At 42.4% G+C, this 23,770-nt stretch carries 14 protein-coding genes, 21 tRNA genes, 3 rRNA genes, 1 riboswitch and 1 other annotated feature; of the genes, 35 read left to right on the plus strand and 3 right to left on the minus strand.

The window, feature by feature from the left end:
* Window positions 1-73 precede the first annotated feature (73 nt).
* From NYR25_02875 to NYR25_03005, 27 genes are all read left to right on the plus strand, one after another.
* A complete protein-coding gene (locus NYR25_02875) occupies window positions 74-1,261 on the plus strand; it encodes a glycosyltransferase family 4 protein (GenBank protein UWF34370.1) in 1,188 nt (395 codons plus the stop codon).
* A gap of 30 nt (window positions 1,262-1,291) precedes the next feature.
* Window positions 1,292-2,308: a glycosyltransferase family 4 protein gene (locus tag NYR25_02880; GenBank protein ID UWF34371.1), complete on the plus strand. Its 1,017-nt coding sequence runs from the start codon at window positions 1,292-1,294 to the stop codon at window positions 2,306-2,308.
* A gap of 45 nt (window positions 2,309-2,353) precedes the next feature.
* Window positions 2,354-3,358 (plus strand): flippase-like domain-containing protein, encoded by a 1,005-nt coding sequence (locus NYR25_02885; protein UWF34711.1) that lies wholly within the window; start codon window positions 2,354-2,356, stop codon window positions 3,356-3,358.
* A gap of 439 nt (window positions 3,359-3,797) precedes the next feature.
* Window positions 3,798-5,374, plus strand: a 16S ribosomal RNA gene (locus NYR25_02890).
* Window positions 5,375-5,454: 80 nt separating this feature from the next.
* Window positions 5,455-5,528 (plus strand) — tRNA-Ile (locus NYR25_02895).
* Window positions 5,529-5,533: 5 nt separating this feature from the next.
* Window positions 5,534-5,606 (plus strand) — tRNA-Ala (locus tag NYR25_02900).
* Window positions 5,607-5,784: 178 nt separating this feature from the next.
* A 23S ribosomal RNA gene (locus NYR25_02905) occupies window positions 5,785-8,707 on the plus strand.
* 96 nt (window positions 8,708-8,803) lie between these two features.
* Window positions 8,804-8,920: ribosomal RNA gene (rrf, locus tag NYR25_02910) — 5S ribosomal RNA — on the plus strand.
* Together the 16S, 23S and 5S rRNA genes with 21 tRNA genes alongside form the textbook arrangement of a ribosomal RNA operon.
* 7 nt (window positions 8,921-8,927) lie before the next feature.
* Window positions 8,928-9,000: transfer RNA gene (locus NYR25_02915), tRNA-Val, on the plus strand.
* 7 nt (window positions 9,001-9,007) lie between these two features.
* Window positions 9,008-9,080, plus strand: a tRNA-Lys gene (locus tag NYR25_02920).
* 56 nt (window positions 9,081-9,136) lie between these two features.
* A tRNA-Thr gene (locus NYR25_02925) sits at window positions 9,137-9,209 on the plus strand.
* A gap of 10 nt (window positions 9,210-9,219) precedes the next feature.
* A tRNA-Gly gene (locus NYR25_02930) sits at window positions 9,220-9,291 on the plus strand.
* Window positions 9,292-9,322: 31 nt separating this feature from the next.
* Window positions 9,323-9,408: transfer RNA gene (locus tag NYR25_02935), tRNA-Leu, on the plus strand.
* Between the two features lie 8 nt (window positions 9,409-9,416).
* Window positions 9,417-9,490 (plus strand) — tRNA-Arg (locus tag NYR25_02940).
* A 10-nt stretch (window positions 9,491-9,500) separates the two neighbouring features.
* Window positions 9,501-9,574: transfer RNA gene (locus NYR25_02945), tRNA-Pro, on the plus strand.
* A gap of 36 nt (window positions 9,575-9,610) precedes the next feature.
* Window positions 9,611-9,684 (plus strand) — tRNA-Met (locus NYR25_02950).
* Between the two features lie 20 nt (window positions 9,685-9,704).
* Window positions 9,705-9,778 (plus strand) — tRNA-Ile (locus NYR25_02955).
* Window positions 9,779-9,825: 47 nt separating this feature from the next.
* Window positions 9,826-9,915, plus strand: a tRNA-Ser gene (locus tag NYR25_02960).
* Window positions 9,916-9,924: 9 nt separating this feature from the next.
* Window positions 9,925-9,998 (plus strand) — tRNA-Met (locus NYR25_02965).
* A 4-nt stretch (window positions 9,999-10,002) separates the two neighbouring features.
* A tRNA-Asp gene (locus NYR25_02970) sits at window positions 10,003-10,076 on the plus strand.
* Window positions 10,077-10,080: 4 nt separating this feature from the next.
* Window positions 10,081-10,153 (plus strand) — tRNA-Phe (locus NYR25_02975).
* A 22-nt stretch (window positions 10,154-10,175) separates the two neighbouring features.
* A tRNA-Gly gene (locus NYR25_02980) sits at window positions 10,176-10,246 on the plus strand.
* Window positions 10,247-10,254: 8 nt separating this feature from the next.
* A tRNA-Ile gene (locus NYR25_02985) sits at window positions 10,255-10,328 on the plus strand.
* Between the two features lie 3 nt (window positions 10,329-10,331).
* A tRNA-Ser gene (locus NYR25_02990) sits at window positions 10,332-10,419 on the plus strand.
* A 20-nt stretch (window positions 10,420-10,439) separates the two neighbouring features.
* A tRNA-Glu gene (locus tag NYR25_02995) sits at window positions 10,440-10,511 on the plus strand.
* A gap of 28 nt (window positions 10,512-10,539) precedes the next feature.
* Window positions 10,540-10,613: transfer RNA gene (locus NYR25_03000), tRNA-Met, on the plus strand.
* A gap of 6 nt (window positions 10,614-10,619) precedes the next feature.
* A tRNA-Asp gene (locus NYR25_03005) sits at window positions 10,620-10,693 on the plus strand.
* A gap of 300 nt (window positions 10,694-10,993) precedes the next feature.
* Here the strand turns inward: NYR25_03005 and NYR25_03010 are convergent.
* Entirely contained in the window at window positions 10,994-11,725 is a 732-nt protein-coding gene (locus NYR25_03010) for a hypothetical protein (GenBank protein ID UWF34372.1), read from the minus strand.
* A gap of 94 nt (window positions 11,726-11,819) precedes the next feature.
* Window positions 11,820-11,899: riboswitch (SMK box riboswitch) on the plus strand.
* Here NYR25_03010 and metK point away from each other — a divergent pair.
* A complete protein-coding gene (gene metK / locus NYR25_03015) occupies window positions 11,897-13,087 on the plus strand; it encodes a methionine adenosyltransferase (GenBank protein UWF34373.1) in 1,191 nt (396 codons plus the stop codon). (Overlaps the previous riboswitch by 3 nt.)
* Window positions 13,088-13,262: 175 nt before the next feature.
* The gene (locus tag NYR25_03020) at window positions 13,263-14,732 is read left to right on the plus strand and encodes an MFS transporter (GenBank protein ID UWF34374.1); all 1,470 of its coding nucleotides are present in this window, start codon (window positions 13,263-13,265) and stop codon (window positions 14,730-14,732) included.
* Window positions 14,733-14,815: 83 nt separating this feature from the next.
* Here the strand turns inward: NYR25_03020 and NYR25_03025 are convergent, their stop codons facing one another.
* Both NYR25_03025 and NYR25_03030 read right to left on the minus strand, forming a co-directional pair.
* Window positions 14,816-15,379, minus strand: coding sequence for a methyltransferase domain-containing protein (locus NYR25_03025; protein UWF34375.1), 564 nt, complete (start codon window positions 15,377-15,379; stop codon window positions 14,816-14,818).
* The gene (locus NYR25_03030) at window positions 15,372-16,007 is read right to left on the minus strand and encodes a phosphatase PAP2 family protein (protein ID UWF34376.1); all 636 of its coding nucleotides are present in this window, start codon (window positions 16,005-16,007) and stop codon (window positions 15,372-15,374) included. The genes NYR25_03025 and NYR25_03030 overlap by 8 nt, the downstream gene beginning before the upstream one ends.
* A gap of 81 nt (window positions 16,008-16,088) precedes the next feature.
* Window positions 16,089-16,291 (plus strand) — a binding site (T-box leader).
* Window positions 16,292-16,414: 123 nt separating this feature from the next.
* Here NYR25_03030 and leuS point away from each other — a divergent pair.
* The 6 genes from leuS to celB all read left to right on the plus strand — a co-directional run bounded on the left by leuS (window position 16,415) and on the right by celB (window position 23,484).
* Window positions 16,415-18,829: a leucine--tRNA ligase gene (gene leuS, locus NYR25_03035; protein ID UWF34377.1), complete on the plus strand. Its 2,415-nt coding sequence runs from the start codon at window positions 16,415-16,417 to the stop codon at window positions 18,827-18,829.
* 279 nt (window positions 18,830-19,108) lie between these two features.
* Window positions 19,109-20,002, plus strand: a complete 894-nt coding sequence (locus NYR25_03040; protein ID UWF34378.1) for a MurR/RpiR family transcriptional regulator — start codon at window positions 19,109-19,111, stop codon at window positions 20,000-20,002.
* Window positions 20,003-20,115: 113 nt separating this feature from the next.
* Window positions 20,116-21,519 carry a 6-phospho-beta-glucosidase gene (locus tag NYR25_03045; GenBank protein UWF34379.1) on the plus strand — a complete coding sequence of 468 codons (1,404 nt, stop codon included), beginning with the start codon at window positions 20,116-20,118 and terminating at the stop codon, window positions 21,517-21,519.
* A gap of 14 nt (window positions 21,520-21,533) precedes the next feature.
* Window positions 21,534-21,839, plus strand: a complete 306-nt coding sequence (locus NYR25_03050; protein UWF34380.1) for a PTS sugar transporter subunit IIB — start codon at window positions 21,534-21,536, stop codon at window positions 21,837-21,839.
* A gap of 14 nt (window positions 21,840-21,853) precedes the next feature.
* Window positions 21,854-22,162: a PTS lactose/cellobiose transporter subunit IIA gene (locus NYR25_03055; protein UWF34381.1), complete on the plus strand. Its 309-nt coding sequence runs from the start codon at window positions 21,854-21,856 to the stop codon at window positions 22,160-22,162.
* A gap of 14 nt (window positions 22,163-22,176) precedes the next feature.
* Window positions 22,177-23,484, plus strand: coding sequence for a PTS cellobiose transporter subunit IIC (gene celB, locus NYR25_03060; protein UWF34382.1), 1,308 nt, complete (start codon window positions 22,177-22,179; stop codon window positions 23,482-23,484).
* Window positions 23,485-23,770: the final 286 nt, after the last annotated feature.

Consider the following 23,770-nt stretch of genomic DNA (forward strand, 5'->3'; position numbering starts at 1 on the left):
TGTTTGCATATCGCTTTTTAAACCAATATAATTAGAGAAAGTAGTTTAATTAGGACAAAGAGGGAGATTCGCTGTGAATATTGGACTGTTTACTGACACCTATTTTCCACAAGTTAGTGGGGTAGCAACGTCAATTAAAACGTTACGTGATCAGTTAGAAAAACAGGGACATCAAGTATATATTTTCACGACGACGGATCCAAAAGTCGATACAAACGTTTATGAACGTAACGTTTTTCGCTTTACTAGTATTCCGTTTGTTTCGTTTACTGACCGTCGGATCGCAATCAGCGGGTTTATTCGCGCTACTCAGATTGCCAAGGAGCTAAACTTGGATATTGTCCACACCCAGACGGAATTTTCCTTAGGTTGGATGGGAAAATTCGTTGCCAAGGCGTTAAAAATTCCGGTAATTCATACTTATCACACCATGTATGAAGACTATCTGCATTACGTAGCTAACGGAAAATTGCTTAAGCCGTACCACGTTAAACAGATGACCCGGGCGTTTTGCTATCACATTGACGGCATCGTTGCCCCTAGTGAACGGGTTCAGCGAACAATCCAACGTTATGGAATCCAAGTGCCTACACGCATCATTCCGACAGGGGTTAATTTAGAGCAGTACCAAAAAGACAGTGATCCCCAACAGTGTCGGGAAGCGTTAGGGTATGATGCTAAGACACCAGTTTTACTGTCGTTGAGTCGGTTAGCGTACGAAAAAAATATTCAAGAAGTGATTGATTGCTTCCCAGCAATTTTAAAAGAAGTACCCGCCGCACAACTATTGATTGTGGGGGATGGTCCTGCACGGACGAGTTTAGAAAATCAAGTTCACGATTTAGGACTCGAAAAGCACGTCAAATTTACGGGAGAAATTAATAACGACCAGGTGTACCGTTATTACCAAGCGGCTGATTTATTCGTTTCAGCTTCTGACTCGGAATCCCAAGGTTTGACGTATATCGAAGCAATGGCTTCACACTTAAAAGTGGTGGCTAAATCAGGGCCATATACGGATGAGCTATTAGATGATCCATCATTAGGGAAAGTGTTCGATACAGAGGGACAGTTGGTACAAGCAATTAAACAATATATCGAACACCCGGATGAATTTAATGATCCGCGTCCACGGGAAAAGAAACTTTACGAAATTTCTGCAGATTACTTTGGTAAGCAGATTGTGGACTACTATAATAGTGCAATCAGCGCTCATGCCGATTTAGAACATGGCTCAAAGAAGGAGTCTGAACTGGAATAATTTTGTTTAACGTTAGGGGTTAGTTAGGTTATGCCAATTAAGGTGAACATGTTTTCGTCCGCCAGTAAGGTTAAAGGACAGGGAGTTGGTAGTGCGTATGAAGAATTGATTCGTTTGTTGAAGACGCATTTTCCAAAAGAAATTGATTTATCAATTAATCATTTTACACAAGCGGACATTAGTCATTATCACACGATTGATCCCCGTTTTTTTGTGTCGACCTTTTCTAAGAAGAGGGGCGTCAAAGTGGGGTACGTCCATTTCCTTCCGGAGACCATCGAGGGAAGTTTAAAGATTCCCCAACCCTTTCGTTGGCTATTTTATAAGTACATCATCGCGTTTTATAAACGAATGGACCAGATTGTCGTAGTGAACCCCACCTTTATTGACCAGTTGGTTAAGTACGGGATTAGTCGGGAAATAATCACCTACATACCTAATTTTGTTCGTAAGGATGAATTCTACCAATACGATGCTGAACAACGGCAACAAATTCGGCAGCAGTTAGGGGTGCAGGATCGTTTTACGATTTTAGGTATTGGCCAAGTTCAAGAGCGCAAGGGTGTTAAAGACTTTATCAAACTTGCTCAACAACATCCGGAGATGTACTTTATTTGGGCAGGTGGTTTTTCGTTTGGCAGATTGACGGACGGTTACGCGGATTTGAAAAAGGTGGTCGACAATCCACCAGCAAACCTGAAGTTTACCGGGATTGTGGATCGAAATAAGTTGGTGGAATACTATAACGCCGCAGACTTATTTTTATTGCCTTCCTTTAATGAACTGTTTCCAATGTCGGTACTTGAGGCCTTTAGCTGTGGAACACCGGTGATGTTACGAGATTTGGATTTATACCACTCAATTATTAAGGGATACTATATCGCAGCGGCTGATTACGCCGAAATGGACCAAAAATTGAGCGCGTTAGTTCAGGATTCGGCACAACTGCGGGAATACCAACGGCGTGCAGACCAAGCTTCGGCAGAGTATTCAGAAGATCATTTGGCAGAGATTTGGCTTAAATACTACTCATCTTTGCTTAAATAGGGGGGAATCATTATTACAAGGAAAAACAAAATTGTCCTTGTCGTGATGATTTTGGCCGGATTGGTAATTTTTGGCTATTCGTTGCGTGGGGTTAATTTGCACCAAGTCTCGCATGATATTTTAAATCTAAATTTGGGCTGGCTCTTGGTCGCCCTCTTATGTATTATTTTGTATTTAGGCTTTGAAGCCGTAGCAACCAAAGTATTGGTAGAAAGCAATGGCGACCGACTGTCTTGGAAAGACGCAATTCGTATTCCGTTAATTGAACAGCTATTTAACGGGTTAACGCCATTTTCTTCCGGCGGGCAACCAGCACAATTGGTGGCCCTTATGCAAAGCGGGATTGAAGGTGGCCGTGCAAGCTCAGTTCTATTAATGAAGTTCGTCGTTTTTCAGACCATGGTTGTATTGAACTTTCTTTTCAGCCTATTGATTGGGTTCCAATATTTGGAAGATAAGATTAAGTTTCTTTCTTGGTTCGTGTTATTTGGCTTTTTAATCCATTTAGCGGTAATTGTGGGGCTGTTATTAGTCATGTACTGGCACAACTTTACCAAAAAGATGGTTGATCTGATTTTTATACCTATTAAACGTTTTGCTAGACCTGAACGATATCTAAGGTGGAAGACCTCAATTGATGCGAAGGTGGATACTTTCTATTTAGAGAGTGTCCGGATGAAGTCCCAATGGCGTTTATTGGCCAAAGTAGCTTTATTGACCTTCTTCCAGTTACTGTTTTACTACCTAATCCCGTACTTCATTTTACTAGCGTTAGGGAAGACGCACGTGCATATAATTATGGTAACGTGCTTACACGTATTAATCTTCATGGTAATCTCGCTATTTCCCATTCCTGGAGGTGCAGGAGGTGCAGAGTACGGCTTTAGCGTCATCTTTGCCCAATTTGTAGGTAATAGTAGTAAGCTTGTCTTAGCAATGATGATCTGGCGATTGTTGACTTACTATTTTGGAATGTTTGCAGGGATGTTTGCGACAGTAACCAAACCTAACCGAATTAATCGAATAATGCCTAAAGAAACGAGCGAATAAGCTCGTTTTTTTATTTTTTTTAAAAAAAGTCTTGACCTGTTTTGGTAATCTTGATACTATATTTAAGTGCTCTTCGGTAAGGGCGCATCAAGGCATTGAGCGATTCGATAAAAATCTCGATTCAAAAAAGTTGTTGACAAGGTTTGATGCTTAATGTTAAGATATATGAGCTGGTGTTTTTGACCGGCGAGTGAGATTTCAAATAAAACAATTTAAAAAAAGTTGTTGACAATTGATTCTCATGATGATATATTTAAATAGTTGTCAAAAACGTTACAAACGTTGACCTGACAACGATGGTAGACCTTTGAAAACTGAACAAAATTTTGACAAACAATCGTGTGAGGACTCGCAAATCAATATGATTTAGTGAGAACAAACATGCGAAGTCAATTCGCAAAAACAAACAATTAATGAGCTTGAAAAAGACTCATCATTTTAATATGAGAGTTTGATCTTGGCTCAGGATGAACGCTGGCGGCGTGCCTAATACATGCAAGTCGAACGAACTTCCGTTAATTGATCAGGACGTGCTTGCACTGAATGAGATTTTAACACGAAGTGAGTGGCGGACGGGTGAGTAACACGTGGGTAACCTGCCCAGAAGCAGGGGATAACACCTGGAAACAGATGCTAATACCGTATAACAGAGAAAACCGCCTGGTTTTCTTTTAAAAGATGGCTCTGCTATCACTTCTGGATGGACCCGCGGCGCATTAGCTAGTTGGTGAGGTAACGGCTCACCAAGGCGATGATGCGTAGCCGACCTGAGAGGGTAATCGGCCACATTGGGACTGAGACACGGCCCAGACTCCTACGGGAGGCAGCAGTAGGGAATCTTCCACAATGGACGCAAGTCTGATGGAGCAACGCCGCGTGAGTGAAGAAGGGTTTCGGCTCGTAAAGCTCTGTTGTTAAAGAAGAACGTGGGTGAGAGTAACTGTTCACCCAGTGACGGTATTTAACCAGAAAGCCACGGCTAACTACGTGCCAGCAGCCGCGGTAATACGTAGGTGGCAAGCGTTATCCGGATTTATTGGGCGTAAAGCGAGCGCAGGCGGTCTTTTAAGTCTAATGTGAAAGCCTTCGGCTCAACCGAAGAAGTGCATTGGAAACTGGGAGACTTGAGTGCAGAAGAGGACAGTGGAACTCCATGTGTAGCGGTGAAATGCGTAGATATATGGAAGAACACCAGTGGCGAAGGCGGCTGTCTGGTCTGTAACTGACGCTGAGGCTCGAAAGCATGGGTAGCGAACAGGATTAGATACCCTGGTAGTCCATGCCGTAAACGATGATTACTAAGTGTTGGAGGGTTTCCGCCCTTCAGTGCTGCAGCTAACGCATTAAGTAATCCGCCTGGGGAGTACGACCGCAAGGTTGAAACTCAAAAGAATTGACGGGGGCCCGCACAAGCGGTGGAGCATGTGGTTTAATTCGAAGCTACGCGAAGAACCTTACCAGGTCTTGACATCTTCTGCCAACCTAAGAGATTAGGCGTTCCCTTCGGGGACAGAATGACAGGTGGTGCATGGTTGTCGTCAGCTCGTGTCGTGAGATGTTGGGTTAAGTCCCGCAACGAGCGCAACCCTTATTACTAGTTGCCAGCATTCAGTTGGGCACTCTAGTGAGACTGCCGGTGATAAACCGGAGGAAGGTGGGGACGACGTCAAATCATCATGCCCCTTATGACCTGGGCTACACACGTGCTACAATGGATGGTACAACGAGTCGCGAAACCGCGAGGTTTAGCTAATCTCTTAAAACCATTCTCAGTTCGGACTGTAGGCTGCAACTCGCCTACACGAAGTCGGAATCGCTAGTAATCGCGGATCAGCATGCCGCGGTGAATACGTTCCCGGGCCTTGTACACACCGCCCGTCACACCATGAGAGTTTGTAACACCCAAAGCCGGTGGGGTAACCTTTTAGGAGCTAGCCGTCTAAGGTGGGACAGATGATTAGGGTGAAGTCGTAACAAGGTAGCCGTAGGAGAACCTGCGGCTGGATCACCTCCTTTCTAAGGAATAATACGGAACCGCACACGAGTCAAAGTTTTGTTTAGTTTTGAGAGGTCTACTCTCAAAACACATGCGTATCGGGCCTATAGCTCAGCTGGTTAGAGCGCACGCCTGATAAGCGTGAGGTCGATGGTTCGAGTCCATTTAGGCCCATACATGGGGAATTAGCTCAGCTGGGAGAGCGCCTGCCTTGCACGCAGGAGGTCAGCGGTTCGATCCCGCTATTCTCCATTGAACAACGTTTGTTGTTCTGCTTTTGTTCTTTGAAAACTGAATAATATCTATAATTTTCTAATTTTAATTAATCATAATTAAACCGAGAGAAAACCGCGTAATTTTAAAGAGTTAAACAAGATTAGTTCAAAATAATCGCAATACTCAATTAATCGCTTTACCGTAGGTAAAGTTAGGTTAAGTTAGGAAGGGCGCATGGTGGATGCCTTGGTACTAGGAGCCGATGAAGGACGGGACTAACACCGATATGCCTCGGGGAGCTGTAAGTAAGCTTTGATCCGGGGATTTCCGAATGGGGCAACCCAATAGTTTTAATCGACTATTATCCGCATCTGAATTCATAGGATGTGTGAAGGTAAACGTGGGGAACTGAAACATCTCAGTACCCACAGGAACAGAAAGAAAATTCGATTCCCTGAGTAGCGGCGAGCGAAACGGGAACAGCCCAAACCAAGAAGCTTGCTTCTTGGGGTTGTAGGACTGAACATTTGAGTTACCAAAGAGCTTGATAGCTGAAGGGCCTGGGAAGGCCAGCCAGAGAGGGTGATAGCCCCGTAAGTTAAATCAAACTCCCTCAGTTCAGGATCCTGAGTACGGCGGAGCACGTGAAATTCCGTCGGAATCCGGGAGGACCATCTCCCAAGGCTAAATACTACCTAGTGACCGATAGTGAACCAGTACCGTGAGGGAAAGGTGAAAAGCACCCCGGAAGGGGAGTGAAATAGTTCTTGAAACCATGTGCCTACAAGAAGTCAGAGCCCGTTAATGGGTGATGGCGTGCCTTTTGTAGAATGAACCGGCGAGTTACGTTCGTATGCCAGGTTAAGTTGAAGAGACGGAGCCGAAGCGAAAGCGAGTCTGAAGAGGGCGAATTAGTATGCGGATGTAGACCCGAAACCAAGTGACCTACCCATGTCCAGGTTGAAGGTGCGGTAAAACGCACTGGAGGACCGAACTCGTGTACGTTGAAAAGTGCTGAGATGAGGTGTGGGTAGCGGTGAAATTCCAAACGAACTTGGAGATAGCTGGTTCTCTCCGAAATAGCTTTAGGGCTAGCCTCGGAATTAGGATCGTGGAGGTAGAGCCACTGTTTGGACTAGGGGCCCGTCATGGGTTACCGAATTCAGATAAACTCCGAATGCCATCGATTTATGTCCGGGAGTCAGACGGTGAGTGATAAGATCCATCGTCGAAAGGGGAACAGCCCAGACCACCAGTTAAGGTCCCTAAATATATGTTAAGTGGAAAAGGATGTGGAGTTGCATAGACAACTAGGATGTTGGCTCAGAAGCAGCCACCATTTAAAGAGTGCGTAATAGCTCACTAGTCGAGTGATCCTGCGCCGAAAATGTACCGGGGCTTAAACATATTACCGAGACTGTGGATGCCACCATTAGGTGGCGTGATAGGAGAGCGTTCTAAGGGCGACGAAGGCAGACCGTGAGGACTGTTGGAGCGCTTAGAAGTGAGAATGCCGGTATGAGTAGCGAAAGATAGGTGAGAATCCTATCCACCGTATGACTAAGGTTTCCTGGGGAAGGCTCGTCCTCCCAGGGTTAGTCGGGACCTAAGCCGAGGCCGAGAGGCGTAGGCGATGGATAACAGGTTGAGATTCCTGTACTAGTTAAACTTGTTTGAACAATGGAGGGACGCAGGAGGCTAAGGAATGCACCCGATTGGAAGTGGGTGTCCAAGCCGTGAGTCTGAAGTCGAGTCAAATGCTTGATTTCTTAAGGACAAGCGGTGATGGGGAGTGAAATTTAAGTAACGAAGTTCCTGACGTCACGCTGCCGAGAAAAGCTTCTAGTTAGAGTTTAACTACCCGTACCGCAAACCGACACAGGTAGTCGAGGAGAGTATCCTAAGGTGAGCGAGAGAACTCTCGTTAAGGAACTCGGCAAAATGACCCCGTAACTTCGGGAGAAGGGGTGCTGATCGCAAGATCAGCCGCAGTGAAAAGGCCCAGGCGACTGTTTATCAAAAACACAGGTTTCTGCAAAATCGTAAGATGACGTATAGGGGCTGACGCCTGCCCGGTGCTGGAAGGTTAAGGGGATGAGTTAGCGTAAGCGAAGCTTTGAACTGAAGCCCCAGTAAACGGCGGCCGTAACTATAACGGTCCTAAGGTAGCGAAATTCCTTGTCGGGTAAGTTCCGACCCGCACGAAAGGCGTAACGATCTGGGCACTGTCTCAACGAGAGACTCGGTGAAATTATAATACCCGTGAAGATGCGGGTTACCCGCGACAGGACGGAAAGACCCCATGGAGCTTTACTGTAACTTGATATTGAGTGTTTGTACAGCTTGTACAGGATAGGTAGGAGCCGTAGAATCCGGAACGCTAGTTTCGGAGGAGGCGCAAGTGGGATACTACCCTCGTTGTATGAACCCTCTAACCCGCGCCACTAATCGTGGCGGGAGACAGTGTCTGGTGGGCAGTTTGACTGGGGCGGTCGCCTCCTAAAAGGTAACGGAGGCGCCCAAAGGTTCCCTCAGAATGGTTGGAAATCATTCGCAGAGTGTAAAGGCAGAAGGGAGCTTGACTGCGAGGCAGACAGGTCGAGCAGGGACGAAAGTCGGGCTTAGTGATCCGGTGGTTCCGTATGGAAGGGCCATCGCTCAACGGATAAAAGCTACCCTGGGGATAACAGGCTTATCTCCCCCAAGAGTTCACATCGACGGGGAGGTTTGGCACCTCGATGTCGGCTCATCGCATCCTGGGGCTGTAGTCGGTCCCAAGGGTTGGGCTGTTCGCCCATTAAAGCGGTACGCGAGCTGGGTTCAGAACGTCGTGAGACAGTTCGGTCCCTATCCGTCGCGGGCGTAGGAAATTTGAGAGGAGCTGTCCTTAGTACGAGAGGACCGGGATGGACACACCGCTGGTGTACCAGTTGTTCCGCCAGGAGCATCGCTGGGTAGCTATGTGTGGATGAGATAAACGCTGAAAGCATCTAAGTGTGAAACTCGCCTCAAGATGAGATTTCCCATTGCCTTCGGGCAAGTAAGACCCCTGAGAGATGATCAGGTAGATAGGCTAGGAGTGGAAGTGTAGCGATACATGGAGCGGACTAGTACTAATCGGTCGAGGACTTAACCAAGTAGAACGTGGCAAGTAACTCGAAAGAAAATGTAGATATTATTCAGTTTTGAGAGGACAAAAGTTTTCTCAAGTGATAACGCAAGTTAGCACAGAGTGTGGTGACGATAGTGAGAAGGATATACCTGTTCCCATGTCGAACACAGAAGTCAAGCTTCTTAACGCCAAGAGTAGTTGGGGGATCGCCCCCTGCGAGGGTAGGACGTTGCCATGCTAATTATGGAGGATTAGCTCAGTTGGGAGAGCATCTGCCTTACAAGCAGGAGGTCACAGGTTCGAGCCCTGTATCCTCCATTATCTTGAGCCGTTAGCTCAGTTGGTAGAGCATCTGACTTTTAATCAGAGGGTCGACAGTTCGAGCCTGTCACGGCTCATAGCACTAAAAGTGCTGTGATATATAATTGAATATATGGCATTATATAAAGGTAATGCCGACTTAGCTCAGTTGGCAGAGCATCTGTCTTGTAAACAGAGGGTCGGAGGTTCGAATCCTCTAGTCGGCATATCGATCATGCGGAAGTAGTTCAGTGGTAGAACATCACCTTGCCATGGTGGGGGTCGCGGGTTCGAATCCCGTCTTCCGCTTCGTAGTAAGTATTTACTACTTTTATAAAATGCCGGGGTGGCGGAATTGGCAGACGCACAGGACTTAAAATCCTGCGGTCAGTGATGACCGTACCGGTTCGATCCCGGTCCTCGGCATTTGTATTGCACCCATAGCGCAACTGGATAGAGTGTCTGACTACGAATCAGAAGGTTGTAGGTTCGACTCCTACTGGGTGCATTGTTTTAAACGGGAAGTAGCTCAGCTTGGTAGAGCACCTGGTTTGGGACCAGGGGGTCGCAGGTTCGAATCCTGTCTTCCCGATTAAATGTTGCTTAAACATTTATTAATTAAATAGATCGCGGTGTAGCTCAGCTGGCTAGAGCGTCCGGTTCATACCCGGGAGGTCGGGGGTTCGATCCCCTCCGCCGCGATAGGGTTAATATACGAACTTGGACCTTTAGCTCAGTTGGTTAGAGCAAACGGCTCATAACCGTTCGGTCGTAGGTTCGAGTCCTACAAGGTCCATCTAGCATTTTTGTTAGTAAGGGCAGTAAAACGTATATTTGTATTATGGAGGATTACCCAAGTCTGGCTGAAGGGAACGGTCTTGAAAACCGTCAGGTGGGTCAAACCACGCGAGAGTTCGAATCTCTCATCCTCCTTTTGATTATCGCGGGATGGAGCAGTCTGGTAGCTCGTCGGGCTCATAACCCGAAGGTCGTAGGTTCAAATCCTGCTCCCGCAATTATGGTCCTATGGTCTAGTTGGTTAGGACGCCTGCCTGTCACGCAGGAGATCACGAGTTCGAGTCTCGTTAGGACCGTAATGGCTCGGTAGCTCAGTCGGTAGAGCAATGGATTGAAGCTCCATGTGTCGGCAGTTCGATTCTGTCCCGCGCCATTGACAATTTAATATTTATTTTGCGGGTGTAGTTTAGTGGTAAAACCACAGCCTTCCAAGCTGTTGTCGCGAGTTCGATTCTCGTCACCCGCTTTAAGTATGGGCCTATAGCTCAGCTGGTTAGAGCGCACGCCTGATAAGCGTGAGGTCGATGGTTCGAGTCCATTTAGGCCCATTTGGAGAAGTACTCAAGTGGCTGAAGAGGCGCCCCTGCTAAGGGTGTAGGTCGCGCAAGCGGCGCGAGGGTTCGAATCCCTCCTTCTCCGTTAGTTCTTATTATAAGTATGACCCGTTGGTCAAGTGGTTAAGACACTGCCCTTTCACGGCAGTAACATGGGTTCGAATCCCGTACGGGTCATTTTTTGTCATATTTATATTAATATTATCGCGGGATGGAGCAGTCTGGTAGCTCGTCGGGCTCATAACCCGAAGGTCGTAGGTTCAAATCCTGCTCCCGCAATTAATTGGTCCTATGGTCTAGTTGGTTAGGACGCCTGCCTGTCACGCAGGAGATCACGAGTTCGAGTCTCGTTAGGACCGTCTTTGAAAGAGACTTAAGAAGAAGCCATTCGTTATTAAACGAATGGCTTTTTTTGTGTATTGTTAGCTAATCAGGAAAGAAAAACACTGGGCGCCGTTTGAACGGTAAAACTGTAATCAAGAATCCTTTTTGCGATGGCAGGCTGTCGCCTTTTTAGTATGCAAAGCATTTCCATATTATTATGGTACTTGTTCTATAAAAGAGAACTACTCACCTTGAATTTAGAAATGCCATTGCAGGTTTTACGGTACAAAAAAACCATTAGCAACCAGAATTGTGATTACTAATGGTTAATTAAATTAATGACCCGCCGTAAATAAAAGGGTGGCACAAATCAAAATGATTAAAACTAACAAAATGAAGTTGCGCGGAAGCTTAACCCGGGGGAGGTACCAGCCCAATAAACCAATTATTGGGTAGATTAACGCGCTCCATTGTTTGAATAGTACAAAGCCAAAAATGGTGATTACTACAAGTAACCCGATTTCTAAGTAGACAAACCGTTCTGGATGGGCCACAAAAACAGAAAATAGAATCATTAGAAAGACTAGGCACAGTAACAAACAAGTTTTTAAAAAGATGCTACTAACAAAGGCGTTTCGAATGTAGAAAAAAGCGAGGGGACTTAAAACACTGATGCTAAACGCAAAACTAATTAGTCCCACTCCGTTTTTGCCCTGAAAAGGTAAAAAGACGGAAATAAACGGCACCAAAGTTAGTAATCCTAAAAGAGAAACGTAACGCTCCTTACTGACTAATAAAATGATAAAGAACGCAATTGGAATTACGGCCAGTGGAGCAATTAAGCGCAAGTTAGTTTTATTAGTCAGTTGATCAAAGGTAATGAAATTGACCATGAAACTTGCTAAGAAAAAGATGATTTGGACCGTTAGATTATGCTTGAAAGGTTCCGAGCTAAAATGACCACTAAAGTACCAAATAACACTGGTTAAAATAATCGCTAAGATTGCCGGTAAATAACTTTTCCGGTCAACGTGATAATTGATTTTAGGTAATTTTATCTTATTCATGAAAAACTCCTTATCTTCTCTGTGTTTAATCGTATCCAAAACAACCTGAAGCGTCAACCTAACTTTAAAAGAAAGAACGATTATGCTAAACTTAATAAGTTACTAGTGTTCCCGATAGGATTCGATATCCAAAAGATCCTTGTAACCGAAATTAATTTAGGGGGAATTAACATGTCAGAAAGACATTTATTTACTTCAGAATCCGTTTCTGAAGGACATCCAGATAAAATTGCGGATCAAATTAGTGATGCAATTTTAGACGAACTATTGAAAAATGATCCAGATGCTCGGGTTGCCTGTGAAACGACCGTAACCACGGGTTTGGTAGTGGTGGTTGGTGAAATCTCCACGACTGCTTACATTGATATTCAAAAGGTCGTACGGAAAACAATTAAGGACATTGGCTACGTTGGTGGCGAATACGGCTTTGACGGGGAAAACTGTGCGGTAATCGTTGCCATTGATGAACAATCACCAGATATTGCCCAAGGGGTGGACGATTCGCTTGAAACTCGCGAAGGTCACGAAGACCGGCTTAACCGGATTGGTGCCGGTGACCAAGGACTCATGTTTGGTTACGCTACTGACGAAACTAAGGAATTAATGCCGTTGCCAATCATGCTTAGCCATCATTTGATGCAACGGATTGCTAAGTTACGTAAAGAACAGGTTATTAGTTACCTTCGTCCCGATGCCAAGGCCGAAGTTACCGTTGAATACGACGATAATGACCAACCGGTACGGGTTGATACAGTGGTCTTAAGTACCCAACACGACCCTGACGTAACTTTAGAACAAATTCGTAAAGACGTTATCGAAAAGGTTATTAAGGAAGTTATTCCAGCTGAATTGCTCGATGAAAAAACCAACTTCTACATTAACCCTACCGGCCGCTTCGTAATTGGTGGTCCCCAAGGAGATGCGGGATTAACCGGACGTAAAATCATCGTTGATACGTATGGTGGGGCAGCTCACCACGGCGGGGGCGCTTTCTCTGGAAAGGACGCAACCAAGGTGGACCGTTCCGCAAGTTACGCAGCTCGTTACATTGCTAAAAACATTGTGGCAGCGGGCTTAGCTAAGAAGGCGGAAGTTCAAATCGCCTACGCAATCGGGGTTGCGGAACCTGTTTCAGTAATGGTGGATACGTTTGGAACTGGCAAAGTTTCTGAAGAAGCCCTTACTAAGGCAGTACGGCAAATCTTCGATCTTCGTCCAGCCGGCATTATTGAAATGCTTGACTTAAAACGGCCAATTTACAAACAAACGGCTGCTTACGGTCACTTTGGACGGACCGACGTGGATCTTCCATGGGAAAAGACTGATAAGGTTGCTGAATTAAAAGAATTTTTCCAAAAATAAATCAATAATTTAAACGGGAAAAAACCCGGTGCATCACGGACTTTAAAATGGCGTTTCTTTAAAGTAATCGTTTAAAAAGGTGCACAAAAATTTGTGGAGAGGCTGGGAATTTTTCCCAGCCTTGTTTTATATTATTACTATAAATAAAAATGAACATTTTAAACGTGAGGTTATGATGAAGAAAAAGCAAACAAACGTTGCGTTGGTCACGGTCGCGATTTTTGTTGCCACTTTTATGTCGGCAATTGAAGGAACGATCGTTTCAACCGCGATGCCAACCATTGTGGGGGACTTGCACGGAGTTAATTTGATGAATTGGGTAATTTCAATCTTCTTATTGACGAACGCAATCTTTACCCCCATCTACGGGAAATTATCTGATATTTTTGGACGCAAACGCGTTTTTATAATTGGAATTATCATTTTTTTAATTGGTTCAATGTTAAGTGGGTTAGCCCACTCGATGACTACGTTAATTATTTGGCGAGCTTTACAGGGGATTGGGGCTGGTTCAATCATGCCGGTTTCCAACACGATCATCGCGGATATTTATTCTTTGGAAAAGCGCGCGAAGGTAATGGGACTTAACGGTTCTGCTTGGGGAATCGCTTCGATCATTGCCCCGCTATTAGGGGGCTTTATCGTTGATAACCTTAGTTGGCACTGGATATTCTTTATTAACGTGCCGATTGGAATCATCACAATTATCCTAATCCAGCTTTACCTAAAAGAAGAAGTTAGTGTGCACCGTAAAAAGATCGACTATTGGGGCAGCGTATGGTTAATGTTATCACTATTGGGCTTAATGTACGGCTTCCAATTGTTAGGTGAAAGCGCCGCTTCTAAATTGATTTTGGGATTGTCATTTATCATCTTCGTGGTGGCCGGCGCGCTCTTTATTCGGCAGGAACGGCGTGCGGAAGATCCAATCATTTTCCTCGACTTGTTCAACGACCGGACGTTTGTTATTCAAAACGTTGCAACTATGCTGGTATCGGGATTATTGATTGGATTTGAAGTCTACTTACCAACTTGGACGCAGGGAATTTTGGGATTACCTGCTTCGCTAGCCGGATTTGCGGTGACGCCTAGCTCCGTGTTATGGATCTTTGGTTCCTTTTTAGCTGGCAAGATGTTGGTTAAACTAAAGGCTAACCAAATTTTGCGAATTAGTTTAAGCATCTTGGCCGTCGGGAGCTTTTTATTAGCGGTAATCCCTGCTTCGACACCGTTCGTCGCCTTCTTCTTTATCGCAGCCATTTTAGGAGTTGGGTTTGGGATTACGATTACCTCGACTTTGGTAATCTCCCAGCAACTAGTTTCGAAGGATCGAATCGGGGTGGCGACCTCGTTTAATACCTTGGCAAAAACGTTGGGCCAAACCATCATGATGTCCGTATTCGGAATCATCATGAACGGCACGATCAACATGGGGATTGCGCACCATTCCCGGATTAACATGGCGATGATGAATCAGGTAATTAATCCGCAAACTGCCAAGCGGTTGCCAGCTGATTTGTTACCGACGTTGCGCGACATTTTATACAGTGCGTTGCACAACATCTACATTTGCGGCTTTATTTTGATTATTATCGCAATTGTAATTAACGCATTTAGTCGGCCACGTACATTAAAAAATAAATAACTAAAAAGTGGGAAAGCATTCCGTATCTTGCAACAGTTTTAAAGTTGCCGGAGGGATGCTTTCCCACTTTTTATACAAATAATTTATTTTCGGCGTTCAATTGCCAATAAAATTGGCGGTTGGTGCACTTGATTGATAAACTCGTAGCGCAAACAGGTGAACTGGTGTTGGTCTAAATTAGTAGTGAAATCAAGGAGCTTAGTTAACTCAGCGGCGCCCCCGGGATGGCCGTAGTAACAAACTAAGACTACTCGTCCACCCACTTTCAGCAATTGTAAGCACTGTTGCACCGCCGCAATGGTAGAAGCCGAGTGGGTGATAATTTGCTTGTCGCCACCGGGGAGGTAGCCGAGGTTAAAGATGGCACCGGAAATCGATCCCTCCACGTATTGTGTTAGTTGGTCGTGACTATCCTGGATCAGTTGTACGTGTTGGTGGTCAGGTAACTGTTCTTCTAACCGCGCTTTCGTCGCTGATAGGGCTGCTGCTTGGATGTCAAAGCTAAACACCTTTCCTTGTGGCTTTACTAAGTTAGCCAAAAAGAGGGTGTCATGGCCGTTGCCCATGGTTGCGTCAACGACTTGATCGCCAGGTTGCACAATTTCTGCCAACAACCGGTGGCTGTATTGCATTGCGTTATCAAGCATATTGGGATTCCTTCTTTCGATAAAATATCCAGTGGGTGGCTTGTAAAATCACCAACCCTAGTAATAATCCAGCCGTTACGTCGCTAGGGTAATGGACGTTCAGGTAAACTCGTGACAGTCCCAAAAGAAGCATCATAATTATGCAAAGTAAGCTCCAAACAATTCGCCACTTAGTGGAACGAACCGTTTGGCTAGTGATGAAAACCAAACTGCCAAATAGCAACATCGCGGCCACCGAATGCCCACTAGGAAAACTATACCCCCCAATCGTGATTAAACGAAAATGTGGTCGGGGGCGTTGGATCCAGAGTTTAATCAGGTGGTTGATTGCGTTGCCGAGCACCACGTTCGCAAGGAAGAAGGCGGCTAAGCGGTCATATCCCCGCCATAGCAGCATTCCTAAGATTACGATACTGATAAAAATAAAGGGTTTTGCGTTCCCCAATTGGGTATAGATTTTAACTAAGGGGGTTAACCCCGAACTTTGCCATCCGTGAATGATTTTTTGTAGGTAACGGTCGTATGTATGTATCCAACCCCAATGGTTGCTGACCGAGATGACTAAGGTCAGCAGGCCTAGTAGAGGTAACCAGTTTAAAATTAACCAACCAAACTTTTTAAATCGCATTTCCTTCTCCTTTAACAATTAAGATTAATTTTACCATATCTGGTTGTAATCGTTGGTGGTTACTGTTATGATAATGCTATCTAAATATTACTGGTTAAAGAAGTAGTAGCTAAAAGTTTACTGTCAGAGAACGGATGGTTGGTGCGAATCCGGAGTAACTTTTAGTGAACTCGTCTTTGTAAATCTGTCCTTGAACTTTAAGTAGGGGATGGCGTGTTCCGCGTTATGGATTTGAGTGTGCGTTAGCAAAACTAGGTGGTACCGCGGAAATTTTCGTCCTAAAGATTCTTATTTGAGAGTCTTTAGGCTTTTTTTATTTTAAAAAATTCGCTAATTCACCTAGCAACGGCTACCAAGCACGGTTAAATTAATCCGGAAGCAACCAGTAAATAATAATGGAGGAAAACATGGCTTACAATCATAAAGAAATTGAACCTAAGTGGCAACACTATTGGCAAAAACACGAGACTTTTAAAACGGTTGAAAGTGAACAAAAGCCGAAGTACTACGCTTTAGATATGTTCCCATACCCATCTGGACAAGGACTGCACGTGGGCCATCCTGAAGGCTATACTGCTACAGATATTATGTCCCGGATGAAGCGGATGCAAGGATACAAGGTATTACATCCAATGGGTTGGGATGCCTTTGGATTACCGGCTGAACAATACGCAATGAAGACGGGGAACAATCCGAAGGACTTTACCGCACACAATATTAAGAACTTTAAACGCCAAATCCAGTCCCTTGGCTTTTCATACGATTGGTCCCGGGAAGTTAACACGACCGATCCTGAATATTACAAGTGGACCCAATGGATTTTTGAACAACTTTATAAAAAGGGATTAGCCTACGAAAAAGAAACGTTGGTTAACTGGGCTCCCGATTTAATGGGTGGTACGGTCGTTGCTAACGAAGAAGTGGTAAACGGAAAGACTGAACGCGGTGGTTTCCCAGTTTACCGGAAACCAATGAAACAATGGATCTTAAAAATTACGGCTTACGCAGACCGGCTGATCGATGACCTAGATTTAGTAGATTGGCCTGACAGCATCAAAGAAATGCAAAAAAACTGGATTGGTCGTTCGATTGGGGCCAGCGTTTTCTTTGATGTTGAAGATAGTGACCAAAAGATCGAAATCTTTACCACCCGTGCCGACACTTTGTATGGGGCAACTTACTTAGTTATCTCACCAGAACATCCGCTAGTTGACCAATTGACTACGCTGGAAAGCAAGGCAGCGGTTGAAGAATACAAGCAAGCGGTCGCGACTAAATCCGACTTGGAACGGACCGATTTGAATAAGGATAAAACCGGGGTCTTCACTGGTAGTTACGCAGTTAACCCAGTTAACGGCAAGAAGATTCCAATTTGGATTGCGGACTACGTATTGGCTTCGTACGGTACTGGAGCGGTGATGGCGGTTCCTGCTCACGATCCTCGGGATTATGAATTTGCAAAGAAGTTTAAAATTGACATCATCTCAGTTATTGAAGGTGGTTCGGATGGGGAACTGTATACCGGCGATGGCCCACACATTAATTCTGGTTTCTTAGATGGTTTAAACAAACAAGAAGCCATCGATAAAATGTTGGATTGGTTAGAAGAACACGGAGCTGGTCATAAAAAGGTTAACTACCGGTTACGCGACTGGGTCTTTTCTCGGCAACGTTACTGGGGAGAACCAATTCCGGTAATTCATTGGGAAGACGGCGAAACTACGCTGGTTCCTGAAGATGAACTTCCGTTACGGTTACCAGCTACGGACAACATCAAACCTTCTGGTACGGGTGAAAGCCCACTTGCTAACCTAGAGGATTGGTTGAACGTGGTTGACGAAAATGGGCGAAAAGGCCGGCGGGAAACCAACACCATGCCACAATGGGCAGGTAGTTCTTGGTATTTCTTACGTTACGTGGACCCTAAGAACCAAAACAAGATTGCCGACGAAGATTTGCTTAAGGAATGGTTGCCGGTAGACTTGTACGTTGGTGGTGCAGAACATGCAGTACTTCACTTGCTATACGCACGGTTCTGGCACAAGGTCCTTTATGATCTTGGGGTAGTACCAACTAAGGAACCGTTCCAAAAACTAGTTAACCAAGGGATGATTTTGGGAAGCAACCACGAAAAAATGTCTAAGTCCAAAGGCAACGTGGTTAACCCAGATGATATCGTAGAACGGTTTGGTGCAGATACTTTACGACTTTATGAAATGTTCATGGGACCGTTGACCGAATCCGTGGCTTGGAGTGAAGAAGGCTTAAACGGTAGTCGGAAGTGGATCGAACGGGTTTGGCGGCTAATGATTGACGAAAATAATCATTTGCGGGACCGGATTACCATGATCAACGACCACAAATTGGACATGGTTTACAACCAAACGGTTAAGAAGGTTACGGAAGACTACGAAAACATGCGCTTTAACACCGCAATTTCGCAAATGATGGTCTTCGTTAACGAAGCTTACAAGGCAGACGCGTTACCAATGGTATATATGGAAGGTCTTGTGAAGTTACTTTCGCCGATTATCCCGCACGTTGCCGAAGAAATTTGGCAAATCATGGGTCATGACGAAACGATCACTTACGAAGCATGGCCAACTTACGATGAAAGTAAGTTAGTACAAGACACCGTACAAGTAATTCTACAAGTTAACGGAAAAGTACGGAGTAAGGTGGAGGTTGAAAAGGACCTTGACCAAGCTGAATTAGAGAAAATTGCCTTAGCAGATGAACGTATCCAACAATGGACTGCGGAAAAGGACATCAAAAAGGTAATTGTCATTCCAAATAAGATCGTTAACATCGTTGCAAAATAAAGGAAAGTACCATTGCTTTTGTGATAAACCAATTGAATCGAAAAAGGGCTAGAATTGCAATAAATTCTAGCCCTTTTTTGATATATATATATATAAATTTTAGAATGTATTGGTTTTTAGTATTAACTTTATATATTCGAGTCACAATAACTAAAGCGGTTTATTTTTTTCCACATATAAGTTATAAAAGTATATAGTATATTTTAGTGAATAAAAAGTTATTAGGTGTTTTGACAGAAAAAGACTTCAGCCTTTTGAAGACGCTTGGAGGATAAAAATATGCTCATAGTTGATAAAATAAAAAAACACAAGAATTTATCAGACACTGAAAAAAAAATCGCTGATTTTTTGCTTTCTTTAGGAGAACAAATGGATGGAAAATCCACTCGTTGGGTTGCTGAGAAGACCTTTTCTTCACCCGCTACTGTTATCCGTCTTTGCAAAAGGTTAGGATTTACTGGTTTTGACAGTTTTAAATTGCAATTCTTAAAAGAACTTGAATATATAGAAAAACAATATGGAAAAATAAATGTTAATTTTCCTTTTGATAAAAAAGATAGCATGATGTCAATTAGTAATCGAATCGGGTCATTATATCATGAAACAGTTAATGATACATTATCATTACTATCTCATGATAATACAGCTCAAGCGAAAAAGATGATTAGCAAAGCAAACGCAATATATGTATACTCTTTCGGAACTGCTTTAAATCAAGCCGAATCTTTCAAAGAGAAAATGATGAAAATTGGTAAACGCGTATTTATTTCAACAAATTTAAATTATCAGTTGTACGAAGCAAGTTGTATGAAAGAAAACGATCTTGCTATTATAATTTCATATTCAGGTGAGACGGAAAGAGCTTTAAAAATAGCCGATATTTGCGAGCAAAAAAATATCCCAATATTATCACTTACTTCTGTCGGAGAAAATAGTTTAAGTAAACAATCTAACGCAGTACTGTATATATCTTCAAAAGGAAATCTATTTAATAATATAGCTGATTATAGTGTTCATGTATCGGTAAATTTAATTCTAGATATTATGTATTCTTTAGTTTTCCAAAACGATTTTGAAGAAAATTTTTCTCACAAACAATTTTATTCTAAAATATTAGAAAGCAAAAGAAAGTCGTCGAATTCTTTACTAATGGAAAATGATGAAACAATGTAACGGTTTTTCTATAAAAAAAAATAGCAAAATATAAAACGCTGTTATAAGTGAAGTGAAATGCATTTCATAGTCGCCTCCTTGATTGTATCTTTAAATCAAGGAGGCGATTTCGTTTGAAATTAAGAAAGAATTTTTTGTGGGGTGGAGCTACAGCTGCCAATCAATATGAAGGCGGTTACCTAGAGGACGGTAAAGGATTAAGCATAGCTGATGTTGAAAAAGGAGCAGCCCACGGAAAAACAAGAAAAATTCATCCAAAAATTGAAGAAGGAGAATTTTATCCGAGCCATGAAGCAGTTGATTTTTATCATCGATATAAAGAAGATATTAAATTGTTTGCTGAAATGGGCTTTAAATGCTTTAGATTATCAATATCTTGGCCAAGAATATTCCCTAATGGAGATGAAGAAACACCAAACGAAGCTGGATTGGATTTTTACGACAAAATATTTGCAGAATTAGAAAAATATAATATTGAGCCCATTGTTACGTTATCTCATTACGAGACCCCACTACATTTAGTGAAAGAGTACGGTTCTTGGCGAAACAAAAAATTGATTTCCTTTTTCGAAAAGTATTGTCAAGTTGTTTTTGAACGCTATAAAAACAAGGTAAAGTATTGGATTACATTTAATGAAATTAATGAAACTATGAATCAAAAAGAACCTTATCACCAAGCAGGAATCCTTTTCGAAAAGGGTGAAAATCGTTCTAAAACAATTTTACAAGTAAGTCATAATATGATGATTGCAAGCGCTAAAGCAGTAATTTTAGGGCATAAAATTAATCCTGATTTTAAAATTGGATGTATGCTTCAGTACCCTATGACTTACGGAAAGACTTGTAGTCCTAAGGACCAATTAGCTAAGAAATTATTCATGATGCCTGATTTTTACTATGGGGATGTGATGTGCAAAGGATGCTATACAAATACATGTACTGCTCAATGGCAACGAATGAATGAGAAGTTGGATGTTTCTGCTGAAGATAAAGAAATACTTTTTAAAGGTAGGGTTGACTACATTTCATTCAGTTATTATTTTTCTAGCGTTGTTACTTTAAATCCTAATGGAAGACCTAAGATAGCGGGAAAGAATCCCTTTCTTCCAAAGACTGATTGGGATTGGACTATTGATCCAGTGGGACTGAGATTATCCTTGAATGAACTGTACGATCGATATCAATTGCCATTATTTATCGTAGAAAATGGGCTGGGAGCAGTTGATCAACCTGACAAAAATGGACGAATAAAAGACACCTATCGAATTGAATTTTTGAAAGAGCATATCAAAGAAATGATTAAAGCAGTAGAAGTTGATCATGTAGATGTGATCGGTTACACGACTTGGGGATGCATTGACATTGTATCAGTTGGAACTGGAGAGATGAAAAAAAGGTATGGTTTCATTTATGTAGACAAAGATGATGAAGGGCACGGAAGCCTAAATAGAACGAAAAAAGATTCATTTTATTGGTACAAAGATGTTATTGCTACCAACGGAGAAATTGTTAAGTAATAGGAGGTTAAAAAATGAAAACGATTATGTTAGCTTGTGCAGCAGGAATGAGTACTAGTTTATTAGTAACTAAAATGGAGAATGCAGCAAAGGAAATGAAGATTGACGTAGATATTTTTGCAAAACCTGTCTCAGAAATTGATTTAACTTTGAAAGATAGAAAAGTTGACTGCTTGTTACTCGGTCCTCAAGTTAGTTTTATGCAAAGCGAATTACGTAAGAAGTTGGAAAAATTAGGAATACCAGTAGAAACGATTGATATGACTGCTTATGGGATGATGGACGGGGAAAAGGTATTAAAACAAGCACTGAAGAGTTAAGAAAGGTGAACAGGATGGAAGAATATTATGAAGCCGCATTTCAAATAATTAGCAATGTCGGAATGGCGAAAAGTTTAGCAGTAGAGGCTATGTATGCAGCTAAAGAAAAGAAATTTGATTTAGCTAAACAAAAATTAGCCGAGTCAAATAAATTTTTTGTAAAGGGACATAAATACCACAATGATTTTGTAAAAAAAGAAGCAAATGGAGAAAAATTAGTCTATACAATGATTTTTATGCATGCAGAAGACCAGCTAATGAGTGTAGAAACTATTACAATTCTTGCAAAAGAAATTATTGATTTGCATAAAACTAAATCGTAAGGAGGAACTTAATCATGAACAAAGTTACTGTGTTTTTGCAAGAGAAGATCATGCCCAGAGCAAATAAGATATCTAATGAACGACATTTAGCTGCACTTCGTGATGCAATGGTCTTGACGCTTCCTTTTATAATTATAGGCTCAATATTTCTGATTTTAGCAAGTTTTCCTATTCCCGCTTATACGAATTTTTTGAGTCAACATGAAGAAATAAAAAATGCGCTCATGCTACCCTTTAATGCAACTTTCAATATTGTTGCTTTGATAGTAACTTTTGGGCTAGGTTACCGTTTGGCTGAAAGTTATAATGTTGATCCCTTGGCGTCGGGCTGCATTGCTTTAGCATCATATTTCTTAGTAACACCTAGTTTTTCTACTACAATTAATAAAGTAGTGGTTAATGGTATTAACACAAATTATTTTACAAGCCAAGGCCTTTTTGTTGGTTTGTTAGTAGCAATCGTTTCTACTGAAATTTACCGAATTATAGTTCAAAAAAATTTAACTATAAAAATGCCAGATGGCGTGCCACCAACGGTTGCGAAGTCTTTTACCGCAGTTATTCCAGGTTTTTTGGTTGTTCTAATTATTTGGATCATTCGTCTTTTGATAGAAAACTTTACAGAGTTTGACAGCATTCATAGTATTATTCAAACCATCTTAGAGCAACCATTGACGCATTTAGGGACAAGTCTTGGTGGAACAATTGTTGTGTTTTTGATAATTAATTTACTATGGTGTATAGGTCTCCATGGTTCAATTATTGCTAATTCAGTTATGTTACCGATTTGGTTACAATTAACGTCTGAGAATGCAACAGCTTTAGCGGCCGGAGAACCAGTTAAGAATATTGTTTCAGCAGAATTCCGTTATCTGATTTTTGTTGGTGGATCTGGAGCAACATTAGGTTTAGTAATTGCTATGGTGTTTTTTGCGAAAAGCAAACAATTAAAACAATTGGGGCGTTTGAGTATTGGTCCAGGTTTTTTTGGAATAAACGAGCCTGTACTATTTGGGTTTCCAATTGTATTTAATCCGATAATGTGGATACCATTTTTAATTATGCCGATAGTGACAGTTTTAATAACATATCTGTCCATGCAAATGGGAATAGTAGCAAAGCCTATTGGTGTCCTTCCACCTGGAACCACACCCCCAATAATTTCTGGATATTTAATGACGGGAAATATCTCGGGAGCAATCTTACAGTTGGTAATTTTAGTGCTTTCCTTCGCAATATATTTTCCATTTTTCAAATTAGCAGATGCACAAAAGGTAAAAGAAGAACTCGCTGCTACTGAAAATAACTTGTTGAGTAGATAGTACTTTTAATTTTACGAAAATTTATCTAGAACTAAAGAAATCAAATTAATATTGATAATAAATTTTTCAGACTAAGTATGAGTATGATATATCATACGATTTAGATTCTAAAGGAAATATTTTTTCTTTAGAATCTTTTTCTTTTGGAAAAAGTTGGATAACTCTGAAACAGATTCTTAGTACAGAATTTGGATGTAAAAAATAAGGACAGGGACATTTTTAATTCAGGAAAATGAAACGTAGATTTTGTCTTCAGTTTGTATTCCTATTCAAAAGGTAATTGTCT

The organism is Pediococcus acidilactici, assembly GCA_024970065.1.
GTDB lineage: Bacteria > Bacillota > Bacilli > Lactobacillales > Lactobacillaceae > Pediococcus > Pediococcus acidilactici_A.

Bases quoted from the DNA above. Each gene is read 5' to 3' on its own strand.
- NYR25_02880 (UWF34371.1), top strand. From the start codon at position 1,292: ATGCCAATTAAGGTGAACATGTTTTCGTCCGCCAGTAAGGTTAAAGGA.
- NYR25_02885 (UWF34711.1), top strand. From the start codon at position 2,354: ATGATTTTGGCCGGATTGGTAATTTTTGGCTATTCGTTGCGTGGGGTT.
- NYR25_03010 (UWF34372.1), bottom strand. From the start codon at position 11,725: ATGAATAAGATAAAATTACCTAAAATCAATTATCACGTTGACCGGAAA.
- metK (UWF34373.1), top strand. From the start codon at position 11,897: ATGTCAGAAAGACATTTATTTACTTCAGAATCCGTTTCTGAAGGACAT.
- NYR25_03020 (UWF34374.1), top strand. From the start codon at position 13,263: ATGAAGAAAAAGCAAACAAACGTTGCGTTGGTCACGGTCGCGATTTTT.
- NYR25_03025 (UWF34375.1), bottom strand. From the start codon at position 15,379: ATGCTTGATAACGCAATGCAATACAGCCACCGGTTGTTGGCAGAAATT.
- NYR25_03030 (UWF34376.1), bottom strand. From the start codon at position 16,007: ATGCGATTTAAAAAGTTTGGTTGGTTAATTTTAAACTGGTTACCTCTA.
- leuS (UWF34377.1), top strand. From the start codon at position 16,415: ATGGCTTACAATCATAAAGAAATTGAACCTAAGTGGCAACACTATTGG.
- NYR25_03040 (UWF34378.1), top strand. From the start codon at position 19,109: ATGCTCATAGTTGATAAAATAAAAAAACACAAGAATTTATCAGACACT.
- NYR25_03050 (UWF34380.1), top strand. From the start codon at position 21,534: ATGAAAACGATTATGTTAGCTTGTGCAGCAGGAATGAGTACTAGTTTA.
- NYR25_03055 (UWF34381.1), top strand. From the start codon at position 21,854: ATGGAAGAATATTATGAAGCCGCATTTCAAATAATTAGCAATGTCGGA.
- celB (UWF34382.1), top strand. From the start codon at position 22,177: ATGAACAAAGTTACTGTGTTTTTGCAAGAGAAGATCATGCCCAGAGCA.